The 25,781-nt window shown below is 68.6% G+C and carries 28 protein-coding genes; 11 read left to right on the top strand and 17 right to left on the bottom strand.

All coding sequences use genetic code 11. From position 1 onward, the window contains the following. Window positions 1-189: 189 nt before the first annotated feature. Window positions 190-408 carry a DUF7455 domain-containing protein gene (locus ACFQW8_RS15775; RefSeq protein WP_380089028.1) on the top strand — a complete coding sequence of 73 codons (219 nt, stop codon included), beginning with the start codon at window positions 190-192 and terminating at the stop codon, window positions 406-408. 10 nt (window positions 409-418) lie between these two features. Then, window positions 419-913 carry a DUF456 domain-containing protein gene (locus tag ACFQW8_RS15770; protein ID WP_380089026.1) on the top strand — a complete coding sequence of 165 codons (495 nt, stop codon included), beginning with the start codon at window positions 419-421 and terminating at the stop codon, window positions 911-913. A gap of 177 nt (window positions 914-1,090) precedes the next feature. Here the strand turns inward: ACFQW8_RS15770 and ACFQW8_RS15765 are convergent, their stop codons facing one another. The 7 genes from ACFQW8_RS15765 to ACFQW8_RS15735 form a co-directional block, all read right to left on the bottom strand. After that, entirely contained in the window at window positions 1,091-1,486 is a 396-nt protein-coding gene (locus ACFQW8_RS15765; RefSeq protein ID WP_380089024.1) for a DUF3040 domain-containing protein, read from the bottom strand. A 110-nt stretch (window positions 1,487-1,596) separates the two neighbouring features. Next, window positions 1,597-2,850: a DNA polymerase IV gene (gene dinB / locus ACFQW8_RS15760; RefSeq protein ID WP_380089022.1), complete on the bottom strand. Its 1,254-nt coding sequence runs from the start codon at window positions 2,848-2,850 to the stop codon at window positions 1,597-1,599. 8 nt (window positions 2,851-2,858) lie between these two features. Next, complete coding sequence (locus ACFQW8_RS15755) at window positions 2,859-3,635, bottom strand: methyltransferase domain-containing protein (RefSeq protein WP_380089021.1); 777 nt, start codon at window positions 3,633-3,635, stop codon at window positions 2,859-2,861. Window positions 3,636-3,726: 91 nt separating this feature from the next. After that, a complete protein-coding gene (locus ACFQW8_RS15750) occupies window positions 3,727-4,203 on the bottom strand; it encodes an iron chaperone (RefSeq protein ID WP_380089019.1) in 477 nt (158 codons plus the stop codon). Window positions 4,204-4,270: 67 nt separating this feature from the next. Further along, a complete protein-coding gene (locus ACFQW8_RS15745) occupies window positions 4,271-8,062 on the bottom strand; it encodes a DNA polymerase III subunit alpha (RefSeq protein ID WP_380089017.1) in 3,792 nt (1,263 codons plus the stop codon). Next, complete coding sequence (locus ACFQW8_RS15740) at window positions 8,059-8,466, bottom strand: SAV_6107 family HEPN domain-containing protein (protein ID WP_380089015.1); 408 nt, start codon at window positions 8,464-8,466, stop codon at window positions 8,059-8,061. The genes ACFQW8_RS15745 and ACFQW8_RS15740 overlap by 4 nt, the downstream gene beginning before the upstream one ends. Before the next feature lie 5 nt (window positions 8,467-8,471). Further along, a complete protein-coding gene (locus tag ACFQW8_RS15735) occupies window positions 8,472-8,789 on the bottom strand; it encodes a DUF6504 family protein (protein WP_380089013.1) in 318 nt (105 codons plus the stop codon). A 135-nt stretch (window positions 8,790-8,924) separates the two neighbouring features. Between ACFQW8_RS15735 and ACFQW8_RS15730 the strand changes: the two genes are divergently transcribed. Then, entirely contained in the window at window positions 8,925-9,446 is a 522-nt protein-coding gene (locus ACFQW8_RS15730) for a YbaK/EbsC family protein (RefSeq protein ID WP_380089011.1), read from the top strand. Between the two features lie 167 nt (window positions 9,447-9,613). Here the strand turns inward: ACFQW8_RS15730 and metF are convergent, their stop codons facing one another. Beyond that, on the bottom strand, window positions 9,614-10,501 hold the full coding sequence (gene metF / locus ACFQW8_RS15725) for a methylenetetrahydrofolate reductase [NAD(P)H] (RefSeq protein WP_380089010.1): 888 nt from the start codon (window positions 10,499-10,501) through the stop codon (window positions 9,614-9,616). A gap of 78 nt (window positions 10,502-10,579) precedes the next feature. Between metF and ACFQW8_RS15720 the strand changes: the two genes are divergently transcribed. Next, window positions 10,580-11,665: a polyprenyl synthetase family protein gene (locus tag ACFQW8_RS15720; RefSeq protein ID WP_380089009.1), complete on the top strand. Its 1,086-nt coding sequence runs from the start codon at window positions 10,580-10,582 to the stop codon at window positions 11,663-11,665. Between the two features lie 6 nt (window positions 11,666-11,671). On the opposite strand, the gene ACFQW8_RS15715 is transcribed toward ACFQW8_RS15720, so the two are convergent. From ACFQW8_RS15715 to ACFQW8_RS15700, 4 genes are all read right to left on the bottom strand, one after another. Beyond that, window positions 11,672-12,256: a GNAT family N-acetyltransferase gene (locus tag ACFQW8_RS15715; RefSeq protein ID WP_380089008.1), complete on the bottom strand. Its 585-nt coding sequence runs from the start codon at window positions 12,254-12,256 to the stop codon at window positions 11,672-11,674. 33 nt (window positions 12,257-12,289) lie between these two features. Then, window positions 12,290-12,568: a winged helix-turn-helix transcriptional regulator gene (locus ACFQW8_RS15710; RefSeq protein ID WP_380089006.1), complete on the bottom strand. Its 279-nt coding sequence runs from the start codon at window positions 12,566-12,568 to the stop codon at window positions 12,290-12,292. After that, window positions 12,565-12,969 (bottom strand): VOC family protein, encoded by a 405-nt coding sequence (locus ACFQW8_RS15705; RefSeq protein WP_380089004.1) that lies wholly within the window; start codon window positions 12,967-12,969, stop codon window positions 12,565-12,567. The genes ACFQW8_RS15710 and ACFQW8_RS15705 overlap by 4 nt, the downstream gene beginning before the upstream one ends. A 66-nt stretch (window positions 12,970-13,035) precedes the next feature. Continuing rightward, window positions 13,036-13,725, bottom strand: a complete 690-nt coding sequence (locus tag ACFQW8_RS15700) for a hypothetical protein (RefSeq protein WP_380089003.1) — start codon at window positions 13,723-13,725, stop codon at window positions 13,036-13,038. Window positions 13,726-13,885: 160 nt separating this feature from the next. Here ACFQW8_RS15700 and ACFQW8_RS15695 point away from each other — a divergent pair, with 160 nt between their 5' ends. After that, window positions 13,886-14,431 (top strand): DUF1349 domain-containing protein, encoded by a 546-nt coding sequence (locus ACFQW8_RS15695; RefSeq protein WP_380089002.1) that lies wholly within the window; start codon window positions 13,886-13,888, stop codon window positions 14,429-14,431. Between the two features lie 206 nt (window positions 14,432-14,637). Then, window positions 14,638-14,793, top strand: a complete 156-nt coding sequence (locus ACFQW8_RS15690; protein ID WP_380089000.1) for a hypothetical protein — start codon at window positions 14,638-14,640, stop codon at window positions 14,791-14,793. Window positions 14,794-14,997: 204 nt separating this feature from the next. On the opposite strand, the gene ACFQW8_RS15685 is transcribed toward ACFQW8_RS15690, so the two are convergent. Next, window positions 14,998-15,648: a potassium channel family protein gene (locus tag ACFQW8_RS15685; protein ID WP_380088998.1), complete on the bottom strand. Its 651-nt coding sequence runs from the start codon at window positions 15,646-15,648 to the stop codon at window positions 14,998-15,000. Between the two features lie 518 nt (window positions 15,649-16,166). On the opposite strand from ACFQW8_RS15685, the gene ACFQW8_RS15680 reads away from it, so the two are divergent. Further along, window positions 16,167-17,387, top strand: a complete 1,221-nt coding sequence (locus ACFQW8_RS15680; protein WP_380088997.1) for a hypothetical protein — start codon at window positions 16,167-16,169, stop codon at window positions 17,385-17,387. Between the two features lie 162 nt (window positions 17,388-17,549). On the opposite strand, the gene ACFQW8_RS15675 is transcribed toward ACFQW8_RS15680, so the two are convergent. The 3 genes from ACFQW8_RS15675 to ACFQW8_RS15665 form a co-directional block, all read right to left on the bottom strand. Beyond that, window positions 17,550-17,870: a pentapeptide repeat-containing protein gene (locus ACFQW8_RS15675; RefSeq protein ID WP_380088995.1), complete on the bottom strand. Its 321-nt coding sequence runs from the start codon at window positions 17,868-17,870 to the stop codon at window positions 17,550-17,552. A gap of 730 nt (window positions 17,871-18,600) precedes the next feature. Further along, a complete protein-coding gene (locus tag ACFQW8_RS15670) occupies window positions 18,601-19,026 on the bottom strand; it encodes a DUF4262 domain-containing protein (RefSeq protein ID WP_380088993.1) in 426 nt (141 codons plus the stop codon). A 101-nt stretch (window positions 19,027-19,127) separates the two neighbouring features. Beyond that, on the bottom strand, window positions 19,128-19,349 hold the full coding sequence (locus tag ACFQW8_RS15665) for a hypothetical protein (RefSeq protein WP_380088991.1): 222 nt from the start codon (window positions 19,347-19,349) through the stop codon (window positions 19,128-19,130). Between the two features lie 368 nt (window positions 19,350-19,717). On the opposite strand from ACFQW8_RS15665, the gene ACFQW8_RS15660 reads away from it, so the two are divergent. Both ACFQW8_RS15660 and ACFQW8_RS15655 read left to right on the top strand, forming a co-directional pair. Next, window positions 19,718-21,160, top strand: coding sequence for a DUF4041 domain-containing protein (locus ACFQW8_RS15660; RefSeq protein ID WP_380088989.1), 1,443 nt, complete (start codon window positions 19,718-19,720; stop codon window positions 21,158-21,160). 114 nt (window positions 21,161-21,274) lie between these two features. Continuing rightward, entirely contained in the window at window positions 21,275-22,003 is a 729-nt protein-coding gene (locus tag ACFQW8_RS15655; protein WP_380088988.1) for a class I SAM-dependent methyltransferase, read from the top strand. 137 nt (window positions 22,004-22,140) lie between these two features. Here the strand turns inward: ACFQW8_RS15655 and ACFQW8_RS15650 are convergent, their stop codons facing one another. Next, window positions 22,141-22,512 carry an Rv2175c family DNA-binding protein gene (locus tag ACFQW8_RS15650; protein WP_380088986.1) on the bottom strand — a complete coding sequence of 124 codons (372 nt, stop codon included), beginning with the start codon at window positions 22,510-22,512 and terminating at the stop codon, window positions 22,141-22,143. 140 nt (window positions 22,513-22,652) lie between these two features. Between ACFQW8_RS15650 and ACFQW8_RS15645 the strand changes: the two genes are divergently transcribed. Then, entirely contained in the window at window positions 22,653-23,789 is a 1,137-nt protein-coding gene (locus ACFQW8_RS15645) for a LysM peptidoglycan-binding domain-containing protein (RefSeq protein WP_380088985.1), read from the top strand. 62 nt (window positions 23,790-23,851) lie between these two features. Then, window positions 23,852-25,780 (top strand): Stk1 family PASTA domain-containing Ser/Thr kinase, encoded by a 1,929-nt coding sequence (gene pknB / locus ACFQW8_RS15640; RefSeq protein WP_380088983.1) that lies wholly within the window; start codon window positions 23,852-23,854, stop codon window positions 25,778-25,780. Window position 25,781 lies beyond the last annotated feature (1 nt).

The following is a 25,781-nucleotide window of genomic DNA, read 5'->3' as shown; positions in this document are numbered from 1 at the left end:
CCGGCCTCTGACCACCCCGCCGAGGCGCGCTGTCGCACCCGTGGGGAAGAATCGAGTCGTCGGCATCGGATCGGTCACAACGCGAGTACTTCCCGCGCAGGAACAGGTCGGCATGTTTGACTGTTACAACGCTCGACGCCCACGCATCCGCCGTGGGCGCAACTGACGAGATCAGCCGAGGAGGCCGATGTGACCACCGCACTGGCACCCACCCTGACCGCTGCGGACCGCTGTGACCGCTGCGGTGCCCAGGCCTATGTTCGGGCGACGCTCCACGTCGGGGGTGAGCTGCTCTTCTGCGCTCACCACGGCCGCGAGCACCTTCCGAAGCTCCGCGACCACGCGGACATCACCGACGAGAGCGACCGGCTGACGGAGCCGCCCAGCGTCGCAGACATCGACGTCTGACGCCGCACGCGTGAACCTCCTGCCGGAGGGCACCAGCGTCTGGGTGCCGGCGATCCTCATCTTCGTGGGGATCGTCGGCATCGTCGTTCCTGTCGTCCCCGGGCTCCTGCTCGCCGTGCTCGGCGTGCTCCTGTGGGCCTACGAGACCGGAGGCTCCACGGCCTGGACCTTCTTCGCGGTGTGCCTGGCGATCTATCTCGCCGGCGTCGTCATCCAGTTCCTCGTGCCGGGCAGGCGCCTGCGCGAGCAGGGCGTGAAGACGACCACCCTCCTGTTGGCCGTCGTGCTCGGCGTCGTCGGAATGTTCGTCATCCCCGTGATCGGCTTCATCATCGGCTTCGTGCTCGGGATCTTCCTCGTCGAGCAGAGCCGCAGCCGGGACCGCGCGCAGGCGTGGGCCCGCACCAAGAGTGCAGTCCGGGCCGTCATCACGAGCATGGGCATCGAGCTGTGCGCCGGACTGCTCATCGCGGTCACCTGGGTCATCGGCGTCCTCGCCACCTGAACCGTGCCCCACTTCACGCCGCCCCTTGATCGGGTCACCCGATAAGGGGGCGCTCGACCCGACGTGCGAACCGGGGTCGAGCGGACGTTGATCGGGTCACCCGATCATGCGGCGAACCGCGGGGGTATGCCGTCCGCCCACGTGCACGTGTCCGAGGACGAGGACCCGTCTTCGGTCCTAGTTCCAGCCGTCCTGGCCGCGGCGGTCCCACCGGTTGTCGAGCTTGTCCATGAACCCGGATCCGCTCTTCTGCTTGCGCCCGCTCGACGTCGGCCCGGTCGAGCCGTCATTGCGCACGACCGCGAGCTGGCCTCGTCGTGGCGGGGTGAGGGCGAACGCCACGGCGGCGACCATCACTGCGAAGCCGGCCGCGCCGACCCACATCGTCGTCTGGATGCCCACGAGGACAAGGCCCAGACCGACGAGCACACCGACGATGCCGATGATCCACCGCAGGCGCGTGGGGCCACCGCGCCGGGTCCCCTCCATGCTGGAGGCGAACTTGGGGTCCTCGGCGACCAGGGCCTGCTCCAACTGCTCGAGCATTCGCTGCTCGTGCTCTGACAGCGGCACGGCGTCCTCCTGGTGTGCGGCGTGGGTGGTGTCGTGTCATTGATCTTCCACCAATGACAACGCACGGCGCCGCGGTTTCGTTGCATCGCCAGCTGCGGTGCTGGTTCTTCCTAGGATAGGTCCCGATCGTCGCTGGGGGAAGGTTGGCCCCGGTCAATCAAACTGGCCGGTCGCACGGAGCCCGCACCGAAGCGAGCGCTCGCCCGGTCGACGGCCCGGTCGGCGTCCCGCCAGCCGTGGTCGGCCTCTCCCAGCATCCCCTGGATCGGCGCCTGCTCGACCGCGACGAGCTTCTCGAGCCGCACGCCTACGAGCCTGATCCGGGCCCGTTGCAGCCCGAGGGCGTCGAACAGCGAGGTCGCGGTCTCATAGATCTCACGGCTCGTGTCGGTCGGCTCGCGCAGGGTGCGCGCCCGCGTGATCGTCGTGAAGTCCGAGAACCTCACCTTGATCGACACCGTGCGGCCGGTGAGCCGAGCAGCCCGAAGCCGCGCTGCGACCCGGTCGCTCAGCTTGAGCAGGTGCCGGTGGATCTCTCGCGGGTCGTCGATGTCGTACTCGAAGGTCTCGTCGGCGCCAATGCTCTTCTCGCGCTGCTCCCGCTGCACGGCTCGCGGGTCACGTCCCCAGGCGAGCTCGTAGAGGTGGTTGCCGGTCGCCTCGCCGAGCCCACGCACGAGCGTCGGCAGCGGCGTGTGGGCGATGTCGGCGACGGTGCGCAGCCCGAGCCGGGTGAGCTGCTCCTCGGTCTTCTCCCCCACGCCCCACAGCGCGCCGACGGGCAGCTGCTGGACGAAGGGGATGACCTCGTCGCGCGGGACGACGACCATGCCGTCGGGCTTGGCCAGCCCGGAGGCGATCTTGGCCACGAACTTCGTCGACGCGACCCCGACCGAGCAGGTGATGCCCTGCTCGTCGTGGATCGTGTCCCGGATCTGCGCGCCGATCAGTGCGGGCGACCCCAGTCGTCGGATGGCGCCCGACACGTCCAGGAAGGCCTCGTCGAGCGACAGCGGCTCGATGTCGGGGGTCACCGAGCGGAAGGTCTCCATCACCGCGGACGAGATCGCGGCATACAGACGGTGGTCGGGTGGCAGGACCGTCGCCTGCGGGCAGAGCCGCCGCGCGCGCGTCATCGGCATCGCCGAGGCCACCCCGAAGCGTCGGGCCTCGTAGGTCGCCGACAGGACGACTCCCCGGTTGCCGCCACCGATGATGACGGGCGTGCCGACGAGCTCGGGGTGCGAGAGCAGCGTCGCCATGGCATAGAAGGCATCCATGTCGACGTGCAGGATCGTGCACCCGGTGTCGTCGGGTGGCTCGTTCGAGGACCGACCGGGGAGGCTGAACTGGCGACGGCTCATCGCCGCTCTCAGGGCCGGGTGGCGATGACGTGCAGCGAGGTGCCGAGGTCGGCGAGGACGGCGAAGTCCGGATGCGCCGCCACGGCACGCTCGAGGTCGAGGAGTGCGGCGCGGTCGGCGTCGGAGTCCACGAGCGCCGACGGGACGAGGTCGCTGAAGAGACGTATGCCGTGTGCACCCGTGACCGTGAGGCCGGCGGCCTCGAGGAGGCCGACGACACCGGCCCGGTCGAACCGTCGCGGGACGGGATCGGCGTCGCCCCAGCGTCCATCGGGACGGTCGAGTGCCGCACGAGCCTGGGCGAACTGGCCGGCGAGCGCGCGGGCGATGACGGCCGCGGACCTCTGCGGGACGACGAGGCTGAGGATGCCGGCGGGCGCAAGGACCTCAGCGATCCGGGCGAGGGTCGCCTCCGGATCGTCGACGTACTCGAGGGTGCCGTGGCACAGGACGAGGTCGGGGCGGTCGCGGCCGACGAGCGACGACAGGGTCTCGGCGTCACCCTGCACGGCGCTGACCCGTGACGACGCCTGTGCCTCCGCGGCCCGACGGCGCAGGGAGGCGAGGGCGTCCGGGCTGGGGTCGACGACCGTGACGTCGTGGCCGGCGACGGCGAGCGGCACGGCGAGGCCGCCGGTGCCACCGCCGAGGTCGATGACCCGCAGGGGGCGGTCGAGCTCGAAGCTGCGGGCGCGCACGACCTCGTCGACCGCCGCCCACATGGCTGCTGTCCGTGGTGAGGTCGAGACCCCGGTGCGGCGTGCGATCGTCGCGTCCTCGGTCACGACCCACCTCCTCGTCAGATGCCTCTGGGGCAGTGCGACCGGCCGGGTGCCTCGCGCCCCACCAGCCTAGTTGCCGCGCGTGACAGCGTCCTCAGCCGACCGCCTTCCTGACGAGTGTCGCGACGCGCTTCTCGTTCGCGGCGTTGACCGCGGTGATGGCGAACACCGTCGGCCACATCGTGCCGTCGTCGAGGGTGGCCTCCTCGTTGAACCCGAGCTCCGAGTAGCGGACGTCGAACTTGGAGGCTGCCTTGAAGAAGCAGACGACCTTGCCGTCGGCGTTGGCATAGGCCGGCATGCCGTACCAGGTCTTCGGCATCAGGTCCGGTGCGTTCTCGGTGACGATCCGGTGGATCGCCTCCGCAAGAGCTCGGTCGCCGTCGGGCATCTCCGTGATCTTGGACTCGAGGTCGGCCAGACCCTTGGCCCGGTCCTTCTCGCCCTTGGCCTCGGCGCGGAGCTCCTTGGCGCGCTCCTTCATGGCGGCACGCTCGTCGGCGCTGAAGCCGCTCTTGGTCGTGTCGGTCGTGGTCTTCGTGGTCTTCGTGGCTGCCTTGTTGGTGGTCATGAAAGGCACCGTAGGTTCGCGGGCCACGTCGCTGCTTCTCGATTCCTGACGACTTCCTTCCCGGGTCTCAGTGGCCGGAGCTGCCGGGGCTGGAGTGCCACAGCTTGCGCGACGGTGTGCCGTGCTCCGGGACGGCGACCGAGCCGACGAGACGGCCGTCGGTGGTCGACGTGCCCGCGGGCTTGATGTCGGCATAGGGCGACTGCTTGAAGCCGGACGCGTGCACGAGCACCCGGCGCCTCCCGCGGGAGTCGGCCTCCCGCTCCCCCACCTCGGCACGGGCGATGGCCTCGGCGTCGGCGCTCTCGAGCGCACCCAGGACCGCCGCGTGACCACCGTCGCGCCAGGCATCCCAGAGCCCGGCGAGCTCCCAGGCACCGGTCGCCCGGACCGAGATCCCGCGCGGGCCCGTTCGACGGACGACACCACGCACCAACAGGAGCCAGGAGTGGAAGATCGTCGCGGCATACGGGCCCTGGACGTCCTCGAAGAAGGTGGCGTCGACGGGGCCGGTGGAGTCGTCGAGGGTGAGGAAGACGACCCGGCGGCCCGACCGGATGGGCGGGGTCTGGGTCGCGACCTTGACCCCGGCGATCCACACCTCGCTGTTGCTGCGCGCTCCCAGCAGGTCGCGGCTGCGGACGACCCCGAGCGCGTCGAGCATCGGCCCGTAGAACTCGACGACGTGCGCCGAGGCGTCGAGCCCGAGGACGTCGAGCTCGGCCCGGACCCGCTCGGTGCCGGTCATCTCGGGCAGGCCGGTGCCGGGGGTCAGCTCGGGCCGGTCGCCGAGGTCGAGGGTGAGCTGCACCGACTGGTCGCCTGCAGCCACGACCGGCCGAGCTGCTTGCGACTGTGCCGCTGCCCGCTCCCGCACGAGGTCGTCGCCGAGGGTCGGCGGCGGGAGTCGGCGACGCGACGACCGTCCCGTGCTCGCCCGCTCCCACCGGTCGAGCTCACCGACGTGGAGCAGGAGGTCACGGCGGGTGATGCGACCGCGACGCCCCAGCCCGGAGCCCGAGACCCCGATGCCGTGCATGGAGTCGAAGGCACCGGCGAGGACGAGTCGTTCGACGACCGGCCGGCTCACCGTGGCACGTGACCAGAAGTCACCGAGGTTCGAGAACGGCTGTCCCGCAACGATGCTCGCAACCTCGGCACCACTGATGCCCTTGACGTCGGTGAGCGAGAGGCGGATGCCGTAGCCGCTCGCGTCGGGCAGATCGGGGTGCACCGGGGTGAAGTCGCCCCTCCTGCCCTCGTCGAGCCGCTCGATGCGGTAGGTGTCGCCCGAGGCGTTGACGTCGAGCGCGAGGACGGCGATGCCGAGCGACCGTGCGTCGTCGAGGATGAGCCGCTTGGGATACATCCCCGGGTCGTGGGTGAGGACACCGGCGAGGAACGCCGCCGGGTGGTGGGTCTTGAGCCAGGCCGAGTGGTAGGTCGGGAGGGCGAAGGCTGCTGCGTGCGCCTTGCAGAACCCGAACGACGCGAACGACTTGAGCACGGCCCAGATCTGGTCGACATCGTCCGGTGCATACCCTCGTGCCCGGGCCGCGGGACGCCACCACGCCTCGATGTCGAGCTGCCCCTGGGGAGTGCCCATCGTGCGACGCACCTCGTCGGCCTGGGCCAGCGTCACCCCGGTCGTCTCGGCGACGATGTGCAGGACCTGCTCGTGGAAGACGACGACGCCCTCGGTCTCGGCGAGGGTCGGCACGAGAGTCGGGTGGATGAGCTGGGGCTTGGACCAGCCGTGCCGGCTCTCGAGGAACGGGCGGATCATGTCGGACTTCACCGGCCCGGGCCGGAAGAGCGAGATGTCGATGATGAGGTCGCCGAAGCGTTCGGGACCGAACTTGCCGATGAGCTCGCGCTGCCCCGGGCTCTCGATCTGGAAGCAGCCGAGGGTGTGTGCCGTGCGGATGAGCCGGAACGTCGCCTCGTCGTCGAGCGGCACCTGCCTCTCGTCGTCGAGGTCGACCTCGTCGCCGTCGACCCGCCTGACCTCGGCGACGGCGTGGGCCATCGCCGACTGCATCCGGATGCCGAGGACGTCGAGCTTGAGAAGCCCGAGGGTCTCGACGTCGTCCTTGTCGAAGTGGCTCATCGGGAAGCCGAGCCAGCTCGCCTCGACGGGCGTGCGGTCGAGCAGCCCGGCATTGGACAGGACGACGCCGCACGGGTGGAGCGCGATGTGCCGAGGCAGCCCGTCGAGCCGCTCGACGAGCTCGAAGAAGGTGTTGAGTTGGGGCGCATCCAGTCCGCGAGAACGCAGCTCGGGCAGGTCGGCGATCGCACTGCGTGCGTCCTTGGCGCGGATGTGCGGGAACGCCTTGGCGATCTCGTCGATCTCGATCGGCGGCATACCGAGTGCCGCCCCGACGTCACGGATGGCATGCCGCACCTTGTAGGTGTCCATCATCGACACGCACGTCACCCGGTCGCCGCCGAAGCGGTCGAGGATCGCCTCATAGATCTCGGTCCGTCGCGCCGACTCCACGTCGATGTCGATGTCGGGCAGCTCGGCGCGCAACGGTGAGCAGAACCGCTCCATGAGCAGGTCGTGCCGGATCGGGTCGACGCCACTGATGCCGAGGAGGTAGTTGACGAGCGACCCTGCACCCGAGCCACGAGCCGCGACGCGCACCCCCTTGGCCTTGATGAGGTCGGTCACCTCCGCGACCGTGAGGAAGTAGGTCGGGTAGCCCAGGTCCGCGATGACGCGCAGCTCGTCGTCCAGGCGGGACAGCACGGTATGCCGTGCCGCGTCCCCGATCTCGGGGAACCTTCCGCCGACCGCGGCACGACAGCGCTCGGTGAGGACCTGGTGCGGGTCGACCCCGGCCTCGATGCCCAGGATGCTCGGCTCGGGCAGGTGGACGGCGCCGATGCCGAGGTCGCCGCGGGCGTCCTGGACGCACTCGTCGGCCAGCGCGAGCGTGGCGCCGACGAGCTGGGCGGCGCGGCCGTTGTCACCGGCGATCTCGAGGGCACGCAGCCACATCTCCTCGCTGCTCGCGAGGTGACCGGCGTCGGTGACCCGGTCGAGGTGGCGTGAGTCAAGAACAACCAGCCGACGAGCGGCATCAAGGATGTCGACGGTGCGCACCCCGTCGCGGTCGGCGTGCCGGACCGCTGCGGTGAGGACGGCGGGGACGCGGGCCTCGTCGGCGAGGCCGAGCAGGTGGCGGGCGTGGACGCGGGAGCCGGGGGTGCCTTCGGGTCCACCGTTGCCGACGACCTCGATGGCGAGCGCCTCGGGTGGCAGGATCGTCCGCCACCTCTCGAGCCGGGCTCGGGCCTCGACGGGGCGACGGGCGAGGAGCGCCCGACCCACGTCGGAGTCCGGTCCGAGGAGGACCCTGAGCCGGCTCGGCTCGGGGTGGCCGGCCCACTCCTCGCGCTGCTCTCCCCCACGGCACCAGCGGGCGAGAAGGTCGGGCAGCGTCACGGGGACACCGCGCTCACCACGCAGGTGGGTGTCGGTGACGAGCCGGCACAGAGCCGCCCAACCGAGCCCGGGACCGGTGCCCGCAGCCCGGCCCCGGGCGAGGACGGTGACCCGCGGCAACCGTGGGTCGATGACGGCGCCGCCACGCACCGGCGTGCGGGCCTTGCGCACGGGGCGCCCCGTCACGGGCTCACCGACGGCGAGGTCGACGCCGAGGATCGGGTCGATGCCGGCCCGGCGGCAGGCCATCGCGAACCGCACCGCGCCATAGAGACCGTCGCGGTCGGTGAGGGCCAGGGCGGGCTGCCCGTCGGCGGCGGCCCGTTCGACGAGGTCCTCCGGGGTGGAGGCCCCGAACCTCATCGAGAAGCCGGACGCGGCGTGGAGGTGGACGAAGTCGTTCATGCCGTCTCTCGAGCGGCGGCGAGCCGACGAGCAGCACGCTCGCCACGCGGCATACCCAGGGTGAGCGTGACGAGCTCGACGAAGGTCTCGGCGGCGCGCAGCAGGTCGTCGGCCTCACGCACCGACACCCGGACCGTGCGCGACTCGACCTCCTCGCGACGCACGGCCGCGAGCGCGAAGAAGTCGGCCCACTCGCCGAGCTCCGGGGCGTGGTTCGTGAGCAGCGGCCACAGGTCCTGACGGCTGCGTCCGCGTCCGGAGTGACCGGCGACGAGGGCGGCGGCGGCCCGCATCGCGGCATCCTGGGAGGTGACGTAGCGAGCGGCAGCCAGCTCTGCGGCATACGCCTCGGCAAGGCACTGACGGGACTGTTCGATCAGGGCGAGGGCAGGAGCAGCACCCACGGCGATCAGTCCTGGGCCCGGAGCAGGACCCAGGGGTCGCTGCAGCCGTCGGCGGCGTCGGAGGCGAGGTCGTAGACGCCGGTGCCCGCGGCGCTGCCGGCCTCGACCCGCCAGACGTGCCGCTCGGGACGCGCACCGAGGTCACCGAGGTCGCGCCACCACGACCGGCGCTCGCTCCAGTCCTCGAGGACCTCTCGGACGACGAGGATGCGGCCGCGCCAGACGAACGCACGCGGGCGGCACCGGACGGCGAGCGAGCCATCCGTGACGGGCGCCGCGGCCTCGACCCGGACCTCGACGCGTTCTTCGTACCGGCGCACCACGACATGGCCTCCTCAGGCAGGATGGGATGGAGGTGAGAGAGCGATCGAGATGATCGCCAAGGTTCGAACGCCTGTTCGAACACCTCCACTGTACAACCGCCGGACAGCACGCCGTCAAGCCCCTACGCTGACGAGATGAGCCAGCCCGGGGACGCCGTCTCTCAACGAGACCTGAGCAACCACCCCTCGGTCGCTGCTGTGCTGAGCACCCTTGCGACACACCGTGTCCAGACCGTCGTGCGCTATCTCCCCGATGCCGTCCGCACGGCCCGGGCCGCCGCCGAGGCACTCGGGGTCTCCCCCTCCGAGATCGCCAACTCGCTCGTCTTCGCCGGGCGCCGTCACGACGGCTCGACCGAGCCGCTCCTCGTGCTCGCCTCGGGTGGTCGCCGCGTCGACCAGGACCGCATCGCCGCCCTGCTCGACCTCGCCGCCGTCGAGAAGGCCACGCCCGAGCAGGTGCGCGAGTGGACCGGCTTCGCCATCGGCGGGGTGGCGCCGGTCGGGCACCCCACTCCCCTGCGCACCGTCGTCGACGTGACGCTCAGCAGCTTCGACGTGGTGTGGGCCGCGGCCGGGCACAGCCACTCCGTCTTCCGCACGACGTACGACGAGCTGCTCCGCATCACGAGCGGCAAGGCGATCCAGGTCGACTGACGCACCGGTCGCGACACGCGAGACGGCCGCGTCGCCGGGATGACGAGCGCCCCTCCACACTCACCGACCCGGCCACGCGGCCGCGTGATCACTCTGGCGGCAACGAAGGTGGTGCCGGATCAGTACACGTACTCAGGTTCGGCGGACCCGAGATACTCGGACCAGGGTCAGCGAGCCCCGGCGGACAGCCCGAGGTTCTCGTAGACCTCGAGCGTCGCCGTGGAGCGGTTCATCGTGATGAAGTGCAGCCCCGGCGCGCCCTCGGCGAGCATGCGTTGGGCCAGCTCGGTCGCGATCTCGACGCCGACCGCACGCACCGCGGCCGGATCCTCGCTCACGGCCTCGAGCCGGTCGACGACGGCCTTGGGCAGTGGCGTCCCCATGAGCTGCGACATCCGGGTGATCTGCCTGAGGTTGGTCACCGGCATGAGTCCGGGCGTGATCGGCAGGTCGCGGTGCTCGGCGACCCGGTCGCGCAGGCGGAGATAGCTGTCGGCGTCGAAGACCATCTGCGTGACGGCGAAGCTCGCGCCGGCGTCGGCCTTCTTGAGCATGATGTCGACGTCGTGGTCGAGGTCCGGGGAGGCCGGGTGCACGTCGGGGAAGGCCGCGACGCCGATCGTGAAGTCGCCGAGCGTGCGGATGAGCGCCACGAGGTCGGTCGCGTGGTTGAGGCCCTCGGGGTGGGCGACCCACTCGCCGCCGGGGTCGCCCGGTGGGTCGCCACGCAGGGCGAGGATGTTGCGCACTCCCGCGGCGGCATACTGACCGATGACCCGGCGGACGTCCTCGACGGACGCACCGACGCAGGTCAGGTGGGCCAACGGGGTCAGGGTCGTCTCGCGCGCGATGCGCTCGGTGACCCGGACGGTGCGGTCCTGCGTCGTCCCCCCGGCGCCGTAGGTCACCGACACGAAGTCGGGTCGAACGCGCTCGAGCCGTCGGATGGCATCCCACAGCGCCGCCTCGGACACGTCGTCCTTGGGCGGGAAGAACTCGAAGCTCACCGAGGGCCGCTCGGACGAGAGGAGCTGGGGGATGGAGCGGGGTGCCATGGGGTGAGATTAGTCCAGTGGGCAGGCCGTAGGCTCAGACCCACACCCCGTGAGATGCGTGAGATGCGAGGAGCGTTCGTGACCAGCCCGTTGGACGAGGCAGATCTCCGCGCACGCGTGCAGGCCTGCATCGACGAGGAGCTGCGACGCCAGGCCGTCGTCCTCGACGAGCTCGGACCGGACGTCACCGACCTCCTCGACCGCGTCGGATCCCTGCTCGCCGGGGGCAAGCGACTGCGTGCCGCGTTCCTCTACTGGGGCCACCGCGCCGCCGGCCGCGCCGACTCGGACGAGCTCGTCCGCCTCGCGACCGCCATGGAGTTCTTCCAGGCCGCTGCGCTCATCCATGACGACGTCATGGACGACTCGGACACCCGACGGGGTATGCCGGCCGCCCACCGTGCGCTCGCAGCCGTCCACACCGAGCGTGGCTGGGGCGGTGACGACGAGCGTTTCGGCGTGGCTGGCGCCATCCTCGCCGGCAACCTCTGCCTCACCTGGACCGACGAGCTGGTCGCCACGAGTGGGCTCGACGCGTCGGACCTGGCGCAAGGACGCGTGGTCTTCGACCGGATGCGCACCCAGCTCATGGCGGGGCAGTTCCTCGACGTCGTCGACTCGGTCCGCCCGTGGGACGACCTCGCGGCGAGCGAGCGCATCGAGCGCGCCCAGCGGGTCATCCGCTACAAGAGCGCCAAGTACACCGTCGAGCACCCGCTCCTCATCGGTGCCACCGCCGGGGGCCTCGGCGAGAGCGACCTCGCCCACCTGTCCTCCTACGGCCTCGACCTCGGGCACGCGTTCCAGCTGCGCGACGACCTCCTCGGGGTCTTCGGCGATCCCGAGACGACCGGCAAGCCGGCCGGCGACGACCTGCGCGAGGGCAAGCGCACCGTGCTCATCGCGCACACCCTGAGCGGCACCGACGACGCCGGACGCCAGCTCCTCCGCACCGCCCTCGGCGACCCGAACCTCGGGACCACCGCTGTCGACGACCTTCGAGCGGTCATCACCGACTCGGGAGCCGTCGACGCGGTCGAGTCCGAGATCAGCCGTCTCGCCGCCAGTGCCCGCACCTCCCTCGCGGCGGCCACGGGCGTCGCGCCCGACGCCGCAGTCATCCTCGACCAGCTCGTCGAGATCAGCACCGCCCGCACCGCCTGACGCCCGTCAACTGTCGGTAGGGGCCACCTTCCGCACCATCACGCAGTTGCCCAGGCCTTTGGGGCGGTCATAGGTGAAGCCCTCGCGCTCGTACATCGTGCGGGTGCCGTTGTAGAGGAACGACGAGTTCTTCTTCCGTTTCCCGCCGGTGTCGTGGGGGTAGCCCTCGACCACGCCGCCGCCCGCCTGCGCGATCAGGTCCACGGCTCCGCGCAGGGCAACCGACGCCAGCCCCTGGCCACGGTGGGCCTTCTCGACCTGGATGCAGGTGATCCGGTAGTCGGGCAGTTGCTCGGCCGTGGCCAGATACTCCTTGCGGTGGTGGATGCCGGGTAGCTCCTCAGGTGTGCCGTACTCCGCCCAGGCGATGGCCAGGTCCTCGTCGTAGACCAACGCCGCGTGCGCGATCCCCTCGTCCACCCGGCGCTTCTTGAACGCCCGGTTGTCCTCGGCGGCCCCGTCCGGCTCCCGGTCATCGGGATGGAACCAGGTGCACCAGCAGCTGGCGAACATCCCCTTGTTGCGCTCGACGAGGGCTGCGAAGTCGTCAAAGGTCTCCGAGGTGAGCGACCTGATCGTGATCTCGGACATGTTGGCAACCTAGACCGCGTCGGACGTGGACTCCTACCGTTCGGCCCCCCAGCGTCCGAGGGCAGTGATCGCCTCGCCCAGTGCGAGCCCTCGATCGGTCAGCACATAGGCGCGTGTGTTGTGTCGAAGAGGCAGACGGGTCAGCACGCCTGCCGCCTCCAGCTCGCGTAGGCGGGTCGCCAGCATGTTCGTCGGCGTCCCGAGCTCGCGCTGAAGGTCGCCGTAGCGCTGCGGGCCTTCGAGCAGCCGCTCCACGATGAGCAGTGCCCACCGACTGCCGACGATCTCGAGGGCCGCGGCGAGGTCGCTCACTCGGTCGGGTCGGTGTTCGGCTTCATCCAGAACGGCGAGTAGTGGTAGCCGTCGGGATCGTCGAACTGGCGCTGGTACATGAAGGGATAGTCGTCGATGTCACCGATTCGTCCGCCGGCTGCACCAGCACGGTCGACCAGCTCGTCGACCGCCTCCCTGCTGCCGAGGTCGAACGACACCGTGACCTTCGAGGGTGTGTCCGGTCCGCCGACCAGCTCCTCGACTCCCCCGATGTTCGCGTACATCTCTCGGCTGCCCAGCATGAGGTACTGCTCGGGCGCGATGGCGAAGCACGACACGTTGTGGTCGGACATCTCCGGGTTGAGCGTCCAGCCCAGGGCCGTGTAGAAGGCGGTTGCGCGCTCGACGCTCTGGACGGGGCAGGTGATGAAGAGGCTCATGCGGTCATACTTGCAAAATGCAAGTGGGCCCGTCAAGAGCTGTCGCTCTCCATCGGGACAGGCAGCTCAGCGCACCCACACGACCTGCGGTCCGGTGGTGTGGAAGCCGGCCGCGATCCACCGGCCCAGCTCGTCCCCGTGCGCGTAGCCGACAAGTGCTCGGCCGGGGTGGAGGACCGCCGCGCACGCGACCATGGCGGCAACGTCCTCCTGTTGCCCTCCAGCGGCCCAGGCGTTGGACAGCTCCACCGTGGCCCCGGCTTCGTGCAGCACGGCGCCGCCGACCAGCTCCTCGCTCTCTCGCTGGGCAAGGATGGTGAAGCGCGGGTGCTCGAGGAATGCCGGAAGGAGCACCCCCGTGTAGTCGTGCAGCTCGTTCCACCTCCCCAGCTCGTCAGGGTCGGAGACGACGCCCCACCCCTTGGGGAGGCTGGCTTGAGGGGAAGCCGCCTCGCGGTGCAGCCAGTCGGCCTCGAACAACTGCTGGAAACCTGCTGGCGCGAGGTCGACCGTGCCGTACGAGTCGGCGACGGAGCAGTGCTCGAACGGCTCCATGGCGCGCAGCACGCGGTCGACCGTGACGTCGCGTCGCACCGTCTTGGCTGCGGAGTGCCACGGGGGCGGATCGGACAGTGCCCACCACAGGGCGTCGTCGGACCGAGTGGAGATCCCGTGCACGGCGAAGACGTCCTCGTACCACGCCAGGCTCGCGCGGACCCCGGCCTCGTGCTCCGCCGCCGTCTTCCCTGCCACCACGCTCCAGTGGTACCAGAACCGAGGCGAGGCAACTGCACGGACACACCGCTACCGGAAGGTCACCGCCACCCCGCGAACAGGCAGTCGTGGGAGGGTTGACTCCGTGAGCGATCGAGGACCGGCCGACGGGTGGCGTACGGGTTGGCGGCACCTTGACTGGTTGAACCCACCCCCGCAGGTCGCCCGGGACCAGGACGACCTGCTGGTCACCGCAGCGGAGGGCAGCGACCTGTGGCGCACCACGTCGTACGGCTTCATTCACGACACAGGTCACGCCCTGCTCACCGACTTCCCCGACGGGACGGCCGCTGAGGTCAGCTTCATCGCTGACTTCTCGGCCCAGTTCGACCAGGCGGGCCTGCTGATCCGCGCCGACGCGGAGCAGTGGATCAAGGCCGGCGTCGAGCTGGCCGACGGCGTCCTGCAGTTGGGAGCAGTCGTCACGCGAGGCGTCTCGGACTGGTCGGTCGCCCCCGTGCCGGAGTGGTTGGGCCAGGCCGTGGTCGTGCGCGCAAGTCGCAAGGGCAATGCGCTCACGGTCCGGGCCCGAAGCGGCGACGAACCCTGGCGTCTTGTCCGAGTGGCACCCTTGCCGCCCGGGCCGCTCAGCGTGGGGCTTCTGTGCTGCGCCCCCACGTGCTCTGGTCTGGTCGTGCGGTTCACCGACCTGCGACTCGTCGAGGCAGACCAGTCTCTCCACCCCTGAGCAGACGCGAGCGTGTCAGCGCTCGCTCCTCAGCGAACGTTCACGAACGACGTCGTCGTGCCCTGCTGTCACCGGGGTCGTCGCATGCCATCGCAGAAGGCGCCTTGTCGTGCGGCCTGCGACCCGCCCTCAACCCGGCACAGCGCGAAACGCGCCAGATGCGCGACAGGCCACCGCTAGCCATTGAGACGGTCAAGGATGTGATCGTGCTGAAGGTGTTGCTCGGAATCGGACTGACCCTCATCGCCCTTGGCGGGGCGCTCATCCCGCTGCCGGGCCCTGGGTTCATCGTCCTTACCCTTGGCGTCATCGTGACCGCTGTCGCGGCAGCCCTGCTGCAGCAGAGCCCTGAACGCACCTAACGCGGCCGGCAGATGGGTGCGTTTCACCCGTTCGCCCACGCGTGAGCGCATCGCGTCGCCCCATGCGGCCTGTGATCGCCAGACTCACGTTCAATACCGACGCGAGCCGCCACGTCGAGTTGGCCGGACGGGTCGCCATCTCTCGTGTACGTCTTCAAACCCGACCACACGCTTGATCGCGGCATGAGGGGACGTTCGTCGGGCTCACTCGGAGGGTGGAGTATCCCCATCGCTCGCGCGCTGAACCTGTCCCACCATCCAGGTCGCAATCGATGCGGTCACCGCACCGACCACCGCGATACCGACGATCATCAGCGCGACTGCGATGAAGCGGCCTTCGGTGGTATCTGGGAACCGGTCCCCGTAGCCCACTGGCGTAACCGTTGTCGATGCCCACCACAGCGCGTCACCGAACGAGGCGATATTCGCCTCGGAGGAGTCCTGTTCCGCATCGAGCACCGCGATTGCGCCGAGGAAGACGGCCAAGATGGCGACACCTGCGACGTACGTTGACACCCGCCCGATCAACGAGCTCGCTGCTGAGCGATTGAGGACCCGGGCGAATGCCAAGAGCCTCAGCAGCCGCAGTGGGCGCAGCATCGGCAGCACGATGAGCGCGACGTCGTACCACTGCCGGGCCGTGTACTCGACGCGGCGCTCCGCTAACCAGACGCGCGCCGCGAAGTCCATCGCGAACGCGCCCCACATCGTCCACGACGCCAAGGTCAGAAAGCTCTGCAGGTCTGAGTCCAAGCGCGGGTCAAGCACCGGCCAGGCATATGCGACGAGGAAGGCGACCGCAAGCAACAGAAGAGGTACTTCTGCGCGACGCTCCCACCGTTCCACCCGAGTCACCTGGTCACGTTAGGCCGAGAGGAGGCTCGTCGAGCATCAAACCAACGAAGTGCTCGACGTGCGGCATGAGCGGACGTTCCTCAAGACGTGTCGAGTTCCGATCGGAGGCGCCTGACGGTCCCTGTGCCCCACCTGCCTCCGGCAAGCACATTGCTGCGGCGAGGGCCGAGTGATTCGACCCATCAGGCGAGCGGCGCCCGGTCCTTGATTGCCCCAAGGACGTGCCGGCACGCGGGCAATAATCACAAAAGTGGGTCGTCGAATCCGTTGGCTCGTCTAGCCTGCTGCTGCTAGCCGTTGGGGCCGGCCAATCGGGAGGGAAAGACACCATGTCCTCAAGGACGCGCTTGCTCCTTGCGACCGCCGTGGCCACGACCGTCTGCACGGCCGCAGCGAGTAGCACAGCTATCGCAGCCCACGCGGGCCTGCTGCGCACATCGACAGCAGCGGGAAGCACGGCATCGACTGGCTTCGAGGGCGACGAAGGCTCTTACTCCGCGACTCAAGGGACACGGCTGTTGGACACGAGGACCGGCAACGGCGCGCCGAAGGGGGTTGTTGGTGCGGGCAAGGAGTTGTCGATCCTGGTGGCCGGACGCGGGGACGTGCCTAGTGGCGTGTCGGCTGTCGTCCTCAACCTCACTGCCGTGGCGCCGTCCACCAACACCTTCCTCACGGTCTACCCGTCTGGCACGCCGCGTCCCGCGACGTCCAATCTCAATGTGGCGGCACGGACTAACCGGGCCAACATGGTCACAATCCCCGTCGGCAGCGACGGCAGGGTGAGGATCTACAACAGCAGCGGGACGACCCACATTCTCGCGGACGTCACGGGGTACTACCACGGCTTGCCGACGGCTACGCCTGCCTCGCGGCCGAGCACCTACGTCAACCTCGGGCCTACTCGCTTGTACGACTCTCGATCCGGCGACGGGGCCTTCGCCCCTGGGGACAGCACGCGCATCGGCATCGACTACGGCGTCAGCGACGCTGACAACACGAGGATCACCGCGCTGGCAGTGAATGTCACGGTCACCGGCGGCACGGGGCCGGGATACATCGGCAACGTCTACAACAGCGACACGTCGATCCTCAATTATGCCGCGAACCAGTCCGTCGCCAACATGACCGTCCAAGCGGCGCAGTATTACGGCTCCAACGCGGCCGACGGGGTGGGCTTCGAGCTCGTCAACCGTGGCCCCGGTACGGTGCACGTCATCGTCGACCTCGTGGGTGTGTACGACGACTCGAGTGACTACCTCCGCTTCCGGCCGCTGGCGCCTCAGCGCATTATGGACACCCGCTCTGGCATCGGCGGTCCATCGAAGCCGCTGAGCGCTGGGGAGGCGCGTCTGCAAACGGCGCCAGACACTGTCGCCGGTTGGGAGACCTATGCGCTCGTGGCGAACACCACCGTGGCGAACCCCACGGCTAACACCTACCTGACGCTGTATGCAGGCGGACTCGAGCGTCCTGACGTCAGCAACCTCAACGTGCCAAAGGGCGCGACAGGCGCGAACTCGACCTTCATCGACCTGGACGATGCATTCGAGTACCGCGTCCACAACGCGGCGGGATCGTCTCCGACCATCGTCGACGCTTTCGGCACCTTCGACCTCAACGTTTCCATGCACTCTGACGCCCTAGCCGACGCGCCCCGCGCAGAGCGAGGCCGTACAGCCTCGGACCGCCTCGATGAGAAGCGTGCTGCAACCGAGGCCGCGGCTCGGGCATCCTGACGACCAGCTGGGACAGCGCGGGGCCAAGCACGAAGGCGTTCAACGGGTTAACAGGCACGGTTCGAGTTCTTCTCGCATCCGCAAACCAAGAACGTCGGGTCAGAGCAAGGCTCACCGGGTCCCTAGCTTAGGAAGTGGAACGGATCGCGGCAGATGCGGACGTCAGTCCGCTGGCCAGCCGATCACACGATGCGTCGTGACGCGTTTGAGGCAAGCGTCCTGCAGCTGCACTCCTGAAACGTCCGTGCGCCCATAGTCCGCACTATGGGTCGAGACGTACGTGAACGCAGCGTCAGTCAGGTCGGCACCTCGGAGATCCGCTTCTCGAAGATCGCTACCGGCGAAGCGGCAGCCCCGCAGGGAGGCGCCCCGAAGGTCTGCCCCGCGAAAGTCGCATAGCTTGAAGGATTGGCCATCGAAGCTTGCCGGCCGAAGATCCGCTCCGGCGAAGTTCTCGCGCTCTGTGAACCCTGAGGCCGTCATGGCCGTAGTTGAGCACGCACGCCCTAAGTTGACGACGCCCATTCCTTTACGCGGCATGAGAGGAAGCCAGCGGCTTCTCGTCAAAACGATCCGTGGTGTGAAGGTCGGGCAGCAGGCCATCCCCCCAAGCCAGGAAGTTGGGCGTCCCAGATCGGTTCCGGCGGCATCCACTCCGTTGCCCCCATACCTGGGGCGCGCAGACAAGAGGGGCACGGGCGACCACGCTTGATCTGCCAGAGAGACGCCTGCCAGTCCGCGTGGTCGGGCTCCTCATCGCAGCTCCACCAGTACACGGGGCGTGCATCGCACGAGGGCGGTGGATAAGGAATGACCTTCTGTGCGGACCATCGAGGCACGCTGACTCCAGCGCTTCGAAGCCCCTGTTGGTCTCCCAGCGAGCCGAACAGCTCCTCAGGGGTGGCTGGTGCGGCGAGCTGTTTAGTGCTTGCGGCGCGCGACCGCAATTGAGGAAGCCGCGCTTTAACATGCGCAACGATCCCGTCTCTCGAATGGGCTGCCGCTTCCGCGATGGAATCCAACAGCTCATGCGCGCTGAGAGGATCGCCGACGTTGATAGCCCGTTCCACCTCGGCAATCAGGCGCAGGAATTGCCGCTGCTCCTCTAGCCCCTGTTTGTCGCCCACAGAGCCAAGATATCGAGGAGCTCTCACATCGAGAAGGGTTCGGCGAACCTCCCACGGAGCGGCATGTGAGGAGGATTCAACAGCGGTCAGAGCGAGCCAAGGAGTCTCTGTGATCCGACGGGGTTCGCGTAGCCGGGCTCCCACGGAAGGCGTCCCCCAGAGTCCGTCCAAACGATTTGAAGCGCAGGGACGTCGCCAAAGATGGCGTCCACGGCCGTGAGTTCGGTCTTGTCCTTAACGGCCAGAACCTGCATCGCCGGACCATCCGCCAACTCCCTGGTCGCCTCCCCTGCCGCGAAACGTCCCCCTTCATGGACGACGATTTCGCCGACGATGTTCAGGAACGCCGTGCCGGCCGCCGGTGGGAGCCCAGTCATGACGACTTCGGGATGATCATGTGCAGTCAGGCCAACCGTGTACGAGAGGCACTGCGCCGGGTCGGAGTCCGAGACGTTCCGAACCGCCCAACCGTAGGTGTCGATCTTGGCTCGCAGGTCGTCCAGAGGGTCCACGCTGGCACCCTAGGCGACCTTGGTGCGGACACGTCGGAACGCGCGGCACGCGGCAAATGAGGACAGGCGGGTCTCGGGCAAAATGCCGACTGCTTGCTGGCTCAGAGACTGCAGCTGATGTTGTCCCATTGAAAGCCGTCCCGCCAGTGGTCGTCGCCGTCGCCGCTGTGCTCGTCCAGCCATCCCAGTGAAAGCTGCAGCGAGCCGTCACGCACTTCGAGCTGATAGTGCCCTTCGGGGCGCAGCCAGACCTGGACGTAGACCTCGGGCTCGTCCATGCTCTCGAGCAGGACGTGACCGTCGCGGGGCAGCGACTCGATCACGCCAAGTACGGCATCCGGTTTTGGGGCACGCAAGACCCGGTGTCCAGGAGTGGTGAGTCGATAGCGACGCTGACCAGCTCGAGTCATGACAGCCATTGTTCAACTTTGGGCATTGCTGTTCGTGGAACCGCGAACCGCTGGCGTCCATGTCTACCGGTCATCGGCACGACCATGCGGAACGCGGCATGAGCGGACGTTTTCGGCAGCAGCGTCCTTCGCAACAGAGAGAGGCCGATTGGGCCACTGATGCCCGGTGCCCTAGGGACTTGCGATGGTCGACCGGTGATGGGTTTGGGCGAATCAGTCCCATCACAGCCGCCGACGTGATGGTCTATCGGGGCACGCACGACCGAACACGAGGGGACCCAATGGCGACACCCCAGGGCTGGTACCCAGACCCCAACGACTCGACGATCGTCCGGTGGTGGGACGGGCAGCAGTGGACGAGCCACACGCATCCACGCACGCCCGAACAGCCGTCGCCGTCGTTGCAGACCCCACCAGTCGCCACAACTGCTGAAACCAAAAGGGCAAAGCCGAAACTGTTCGGCAAGGGACAAGCCATTGACGAGGCGCATGCCGAGATCGACGGACTTCGAGCCCAGCTCGACAGACTTGGAGTCATGGATGTAGTCCAGCTGCAGTCAGAGCGCAACAGGCTGCATGCTGAGGTGGAGTCTCTCGAGCGGGCCGCTGCTTCAGCGCACGCAGATGGCGAACGCCAGCGACAACAACTTCAGACCCAGATCGCGACACTGCGGCAGACCGTGGTGGAGACCGAGGAGACAGCAATCCTCCAAGAGGTCGGCGTCTACCGATATCGCCACCCTCTCAATGACTCCGTCGCCTACCGCGTCGAGCTTGCCCGCATCCAGGACCAGATCAGGGCCATGGTCAGGCGAGACGGAGGAGCGATCACGGCCAGCACCACGTGGCAGGTCAACGGTTCGGAAGCCCAAGGCCGCAAGATGGTCAACGACATCTCGAAGCTCATGCTCAGGGCGTACAACGCCGAGGCCGACAATTTGGTCCGCGGCATGAAGCCGTACAAGCTCGACACGGCCAAAGAGCGTCTAGACAAGGTGGCAACCACGATCGCCAAGCTGGGTGTGTCGATGAGCATCGCCGTCTCTGTCCCCTACCACCGGGTTCGGCTCCGTGAACTCGAGCTCACCGCTGACTACCTCGAAAAGGTTGCTGAAGAGAAAGAGCGCGAACGTGAAGAGCGCGAACGGCTGCGTGAGGAGCGCAAAGTCGAGCAAGAGATCGAGCGAGAGCGGCAGCGACTGCGGAAGGAAGAACAGCACTTCCGTCAGGCCATCGCACAGCTACAAGCGAAGGGTGACGCCGACGGTGTCGCGCGACTCCAAGTCCAGCTCGAAGGCGTGATTGGAGAGATCGAAGCGGTTGACTTCCGAGCCCGAACCCTCACAGCCGGCCATGTCTACGTCATCTCCAACATCGGGTCCTTCGGCGCAGGCGTCCTCAAGATCGGCATGACTCGACGACTCGAGCCGATGGACCGTGTCCGCGAGCTCGGCGACGCTTCCGTTCCGTTCATCTTTGACGTTCACGCGCTGTACTTCTCTGACAACGCCGTCAAGATCGAACGAGAGATGCATCAGCGGTTCGCCGGCCTACGCATCAACCGGGTCAACAACCGTAAGGAGTTCTTCAAGGTCACCCCAGCCGAGGCCAGGGAGGCGCTCACCGCACTTTCGGGAGAACTCATGACGTTCGTTGAAGAACCTGAGGCCCTGGAGTACAGGCAAGGACTCGTGGGCGCCACCGAGGTCGCGTCCCTCGAGTAGACACGCACACCCCGGCGCACGACCCTCATCGCGGCAGATCCGGTCGTTTGAGGAGATGAGTCGGGGCGCGTCGTTCGCGCTCACGCTGCCATTCGATTGGCACAGTGGCGTGGCATGACGTCCGAACCGCAGACCGCCGAGCAGCAGCCGGACCATTACGACGCCTTCGCTGATGCGTACGCGCGGGCGAACGAAAACGGTCTGTTCAACCGGTGGTACGCCCGGCCGGCCGTGTTGGACTTGTTGGGTGACGTCGCAGGGAGGCGGATCCTGGACGCTGGCTGCGGTTCTGGGCCGCTCCTCGCCGATCTGACCCAGCGAGGCGCGAACGTGGCCGGGTTCGACGCAAGCCAAGCAATGATCGCGCTCGCCCGGGAGCGACTCGGAGAGGAGAGCGACCTGAAGATAGCCGACCTCACCCAGTCGCTTCCGTACGACTCCGAAGCCTTTGATGACGCGTTGGCCGTCCTCGTGCTGCACTACCTCGAGGACTGGTCGCGCCCGCTGTCCGAACTGCGTCGGGTGCTGAAGCCCGGCGGTCGCCTGGTCGTGGTGGTCAACCACCCGGTCATCCCGCCAGTGATGTACCCCGACGTGAACTACTTCGCGACCGTGCCGAACGCGGAAGAGTACGAGTTCGACGGCGTCTCCGCCACCCTGACGATCTGGTACCGCCCGCTGAGCGCGATGTCGGAGGCGTTCAGCGCTGCCGGCTTCAGGATCTCGGCGATCAGCGAGCCACCGGTGTCGCCGGATACGCCGCACGACCTGCTGCCTCAAAGCGAGCCCGACCCCACCCGCTTTATCAGCTTCATCTTCTTCACTCTGGAGGCCGTCGTCTAGGTTCGCGACTCAATGCCGCCTCTCAGGTGTCGGACCGAATCCGAGACCAACGCGCTCGCTCATCGGCATGAGCGGACGTTCCAACGCCACATGCCACACGACGCAGCTCGTCTCTGCGGTGCGAGTACAAGGACGAATCAGAAGGCGAGTTCCATGGCCCGTCGTCGCACCTCGGTCTTGAACCCGCCACGGAGCGAGTCGATGGGGGCACCTTCGACGGGCAGTGTGGGATCCGGGGTGAAGAGCCACGTGAGGATCTCGATGTCGTTCATGCCGCCGTCGCCGAGCACGGTGAACGTGCCCTTGAGCGAGGACATGACGCCCTCGTCGTCGAGGAACTTCTCGGGCACGGCGACGACGCGCCGCTCGCCGATGCGAGCGGAGAGCACCTCGCGGTCGTCGATGAGCTGACGCACGGCCGACAGGGGCAGGTCGAGCCGCTCGGCGAGGTCGGGAACGGTCAGCCACTGGCCGACGAGGGCCTCGAGATCGGTGTCCTGGTCTTTCACGAGGCAAGCGTGCCACACCGCTACCCCTCGCACGGACTAGTCTCACCCGCTACTCTGTCAACGCCTACCACATCTGTCTCATTGTCAACACGTGTCTCCACGACGGCCTCGCCGGCCGTCGCCTTGGAAAGGACGGCCTCATGGTCATCGCCCTGCCCCCCGCGACGGTGCCACCCGCCGTCCTCGTCCCTACGACGGTCTCGACCCACTCCAGCCCGGCACCACACGGGTGGACCTCCTACACGGTGAAGGACGGCGACACCCTCATCGGCCTCGCCGCGACCTTCCGCACGACACCACGTGCACTTGCCGCCAAGAACCACATCAGCGACGCCCGTCGGCTCTGGGCCGGCTCCACCATCCAGGTTCCAGGCCGCGCGGGGTCAACGGCCAAGGCTGGCCCCCGCGCAACGTCCCGTTCGGCCGGAAGCCACACGGTCAGGGCCGGTGACACCCTCTACGGCATCGCCGCCCGCTACGGCACGACCGTCCCCGCGATCGCCAAGGCCAACGGCATCTCCCCGCGGTCCTTCATCTACCCGGGCCAGCAGCTGCGCCTCTCCGGAGCGGCGGGGCCCTCGCAGGGCACCGGCGCAAAGGCGAGCAGCAGGGCCAAGTCGTCGAGTGCGGCATACACGGTCAAGAACGGTGACACCCTGCTCGCCATCTCGGCCCGCACCGGTCGCACCGTCTCCTCGATCGTCAAGGCCAACGGCCTGCGCGGCACGATGATCTACCCCGGCCAGCGCCTCACCCTGCCGGGCACCGCGGCTCGCAAGTCCGCCCCCCAGGCGGCGCTGCCGAACACCTTCGCCGGGCGCACCTACCCCGACCGCATCGTCCAGAACGCCGCGCGCAACCGTGAGATCCTCGCCGGCCGCTCCGTGCCGACGCGCTCCGAGACCAAGGCCCTCATCAAGGCGACCGCCCGCCGGCACGGGGTCGACCCGCGGCTCGCGCTCGCGATCTCGATGCAGGAGTCCGGGTGGAACCAGCGGCAGGTGTCGGTGGCCAACGCGGTCGGGATCATGCAGGTCATCCCCTCCGGCGGTGAGTGGGCGTCCTCCCTCATCGGACGCAAGCTCGACCTGCTCGACCCCGAGGACAACGTGACGGCGGGAGTTGTCATGCTGCGCGCTCTCACTCGCGCCGCCCCGTCCGAGGACATGGCCATCGCGGGCTACTACCAGGGCCTGCACTCGGTGACGACGCGTGGGATGTTCACCGACACCAAGAGCTATGTGGCCAACATCAAGGCGCTCAGGGGTCGTATGTGACACCGGCAGCGTCGGGCACCGGGGTCCCCGGGCTGCAACCGCGCAGTCCGTACACTCAACTGGTGTCCACCGCTCCCGCCGACGGTCTCGTCGGAGAGATCCTCGACGGTCGCTACCGCGTCATCGAGCGCCTCGCCGACGGTGGGATGGCCACGGTCTACCTCGCCCTCGACACCCGTCTCGACCGCGAGGTCGCCCTCAAGGTCATGCGCCAGCACCTGGCTCAGGACGCCATGTTCCGCTCACGGTTCCACCGCGAGGCCCGCTCCGCAGCCCGCCTCTCGCACCCCGGTGTAGTCGCCGTCTTCGACCAGGGCGAGGACGACGGTCGGATGTTCCTCGCGATGGAGTACGTGCCCGGGCAGACGCTGCGCGAGGTCATCGACACCGAGGGGTCGCTCACCCCGCGGGCCGCGATCGACATCATGATCCCGGTGCTCGACGCCCTCGCCGCGGCCCACCGCGCCGGCATCATCCACCGGGACGTCAAGCCCGAGAACGTCATCCTGCGCGAGGACGGTGCGGTCAAGGTGGCGGACTTCGGCCTGGCGCGCGCGGTGACCTCGCAGACCGTGACGTCGTCGTCCGGACTCCTCCTGGGCACGGTCGCCTACCTCTCCCCCGAGCAGGTCGAGCGGGGCATCGCAGACGCCCGAAGCGACGTCTACGCAGCGGGTCTCGTCCTCTTCGAGATGCTCACGGGGTCCAAGGCGTTCGACGGGGACACGGCGATCAACGTCGCCTACCAGCACGTCCACGCGGGTGCGCCGCGGCTGCGCAGCCGTGACCCCGAGGCGCCCGAGGTCCTCGACGAGGTCGTGGCGGCGGCGACGTCCCTCGACCCCGACGGTCGGCCCGCGGACGCCGCAGCGTTCGCCGCCCTGTTGCGCACGGCACGTCGCGAGCTCACCAGCGACGAGCTCGACGACCGGCCCTCGGCGGCCGAGGCCGCGGCATCGACCCTTACCCGCACGACCCCGCTGCCGGTCGCGCGCTCGCGCCATGCCGCACCCCGAGCAGAGACGTCGTTGCGCGACCAGGTCCGGGGCGCACCACCCGCCATTGCCGGTGTCGCCGTGCGCAACGACCTCCCCCGCGGCCGACGCCGGGCCGTCTGGCCATGGGTCCTCGTCGTCGTGTGCGCTGCCATCGCCTCAGCCACGGCGTGGTTCTTCATCGCCGGCCCGGGCTCCCCGACGATCGTGCCCGCAGTGGTGGGCAAGCCGATCGTCGCAGCCGAGGCCACGCTGCGCACCCAGCACCTCGACCCCAACCGACGTTACGGCTTCAGCGAGAGCGTCGCCAAGGGTCTGGTCATCTCGACGACGCCCGCGGCCGACGCCGAGGTCCGCCGCGGCACGGCCGTCACGCTCCTCGTGTCCAAGGGCCCCGAGCGCTACGTCGTCCCACCCCTGCCGGGCACCAGCCAGGCCGAGGCGACCAACCAGCTCACCGCCGCCAACCTCGTCACCGGCAAGATCACTGAGGCGTTCAGCGAGGACGTCGACGACGGGCAGGTCATCTCGACCAACCCCAAGGCCGGCACCCAGCTCAAGCGCGGCACCGCCGTCGCGCTCGTGGTCAGCAAGGGTCGCCAGCCGATCACGGTCGAGAACTTCACCGGCAAGAGCCTCGACTCCGCGCAGGACACGCTCGGCAAGGCCGGCCTCGTGGTCGAGGTGACCGGCGAGGAGAACGACGACACCATCCCCGACGGGTCGATCATCCGGCAGGACCCTGCGGGCGGGAACCTCTTCAAGGGCGACAAGGTCTCTGTCGTCGTCTCCAAGGGGCCGGTGCTCGTCACCGTGCCCGGAGGCCTCATCGGCAAGCAGTTCACCGAGGTCAAGGGCCTGCTCGAAGGGCTCGGCCTCAAGGTCACCGAGCGCCAGGCGATCCCGGGCATCAACTTCGGCACCGTCCAGGGCCTCAACCCGGGCTCGGGCGACCAGGTCCGCAAGGGCTCCGAGATCGTCGTGACGACGGTCTGAG

The organism is Knoellia altitudinis, assembly GCF_042666355.1.
GTDB classification, from domain to species: Bacteria; Actinomycetota; Actinomycetes; order Actinomycetales; family Dermatophilaceae; genus Knoellia; species Knoellia altitudinis.
This window is presented reverse-complemented; position numbering and strand designations above follow the sequence as displayed.

What these genes read in the sequence shown, in the direction of transcription:
- ACFQW8_RS15715 (WP_380089008.1), bottom strand. Translation starts at nt 12,256, where the DNA reads ATGTCCGAGATCACGATCAGGTCGCTCACCTCGGAGACCTTTGACGAC.
- ACFQW8_RS15745 (WP_380089017.1), bottom strand. Translation starts at nt 8,062, where the DNA reads ATGAACGACTTCGTCCACCTCCACGCCGCGTCCGGCTTCTCGATGAGG.
- ACFQW8_RS15645 (WP_380088985.1), top strand. Translation starts at nt 22,653, where the DNA reads ATGGTCATCGCCCTGCCCCCCGCGACGGTGCCACCCGCCGTCCTCGTC.
- ACFQW8_RS15730 (WP_380089011.1), top strand. Translation starts at nt 8,925, where the DNA reads ATGAGCCAGCCCGGGGACGCCGTCTCTCAACGAGACCTGAGCAACCAC.
- ACFQW8_RS15660 (WP_380088989.1), top strand. Translation starts at nt 19,718, where the DNA reads ATGGCGACACCCCAGGGCTGGTACCCAGACCCCAACGACTCGACGATC.
- ACFQW8_RS15655 (WP_380088988.1), top strand. Translation starts at nt 21,275, where the DNA reads ATGACGTCCGAACCGCAGACCGCCGAGCAGCAGCCGGACCATTACGAC.
- metF (WP_380089010.1), bottom strand. Translation starts at nt 10,501, where the DNA reads ATGGCACCCCGCTCCATCCCCCAGCTCCTCTCGTCCGAGCGGCCCTCG.
- ACFQW8_RS15675 (WP_380088995.1), bottom strand. Translation starts at nt 17,870, where the DNA reads ATGACGGCCTCAGGGTTCACAGAGCGCGAGAACTTCGCCGGAGCGGAT.
- ACFQW8_RS15705 (WP_380089004.1), bottom strand. Translation starts at nt 12,969, where the DNA reads ATGAGCCTCTTCATCACCTGCCCCGTCCAGAGCGTCGAGCGCGCAACC.
- dinB (WP_380089022.1), bottom strand. Translation starts at nt 2,850, where the DNA reads ATGAGCCGTCGCCAGTTCAGCCTCCCCGGTCGGTCCTCGAACGAGCCA.
- ACFQW8_RS15750 (WP_380089019.1), bottom strand. Translation starts at nt 4,203, where the DNA reads ATGACCACCAACAAGGCAGCCACGAAGACCACGAAGACCACGACCGAC.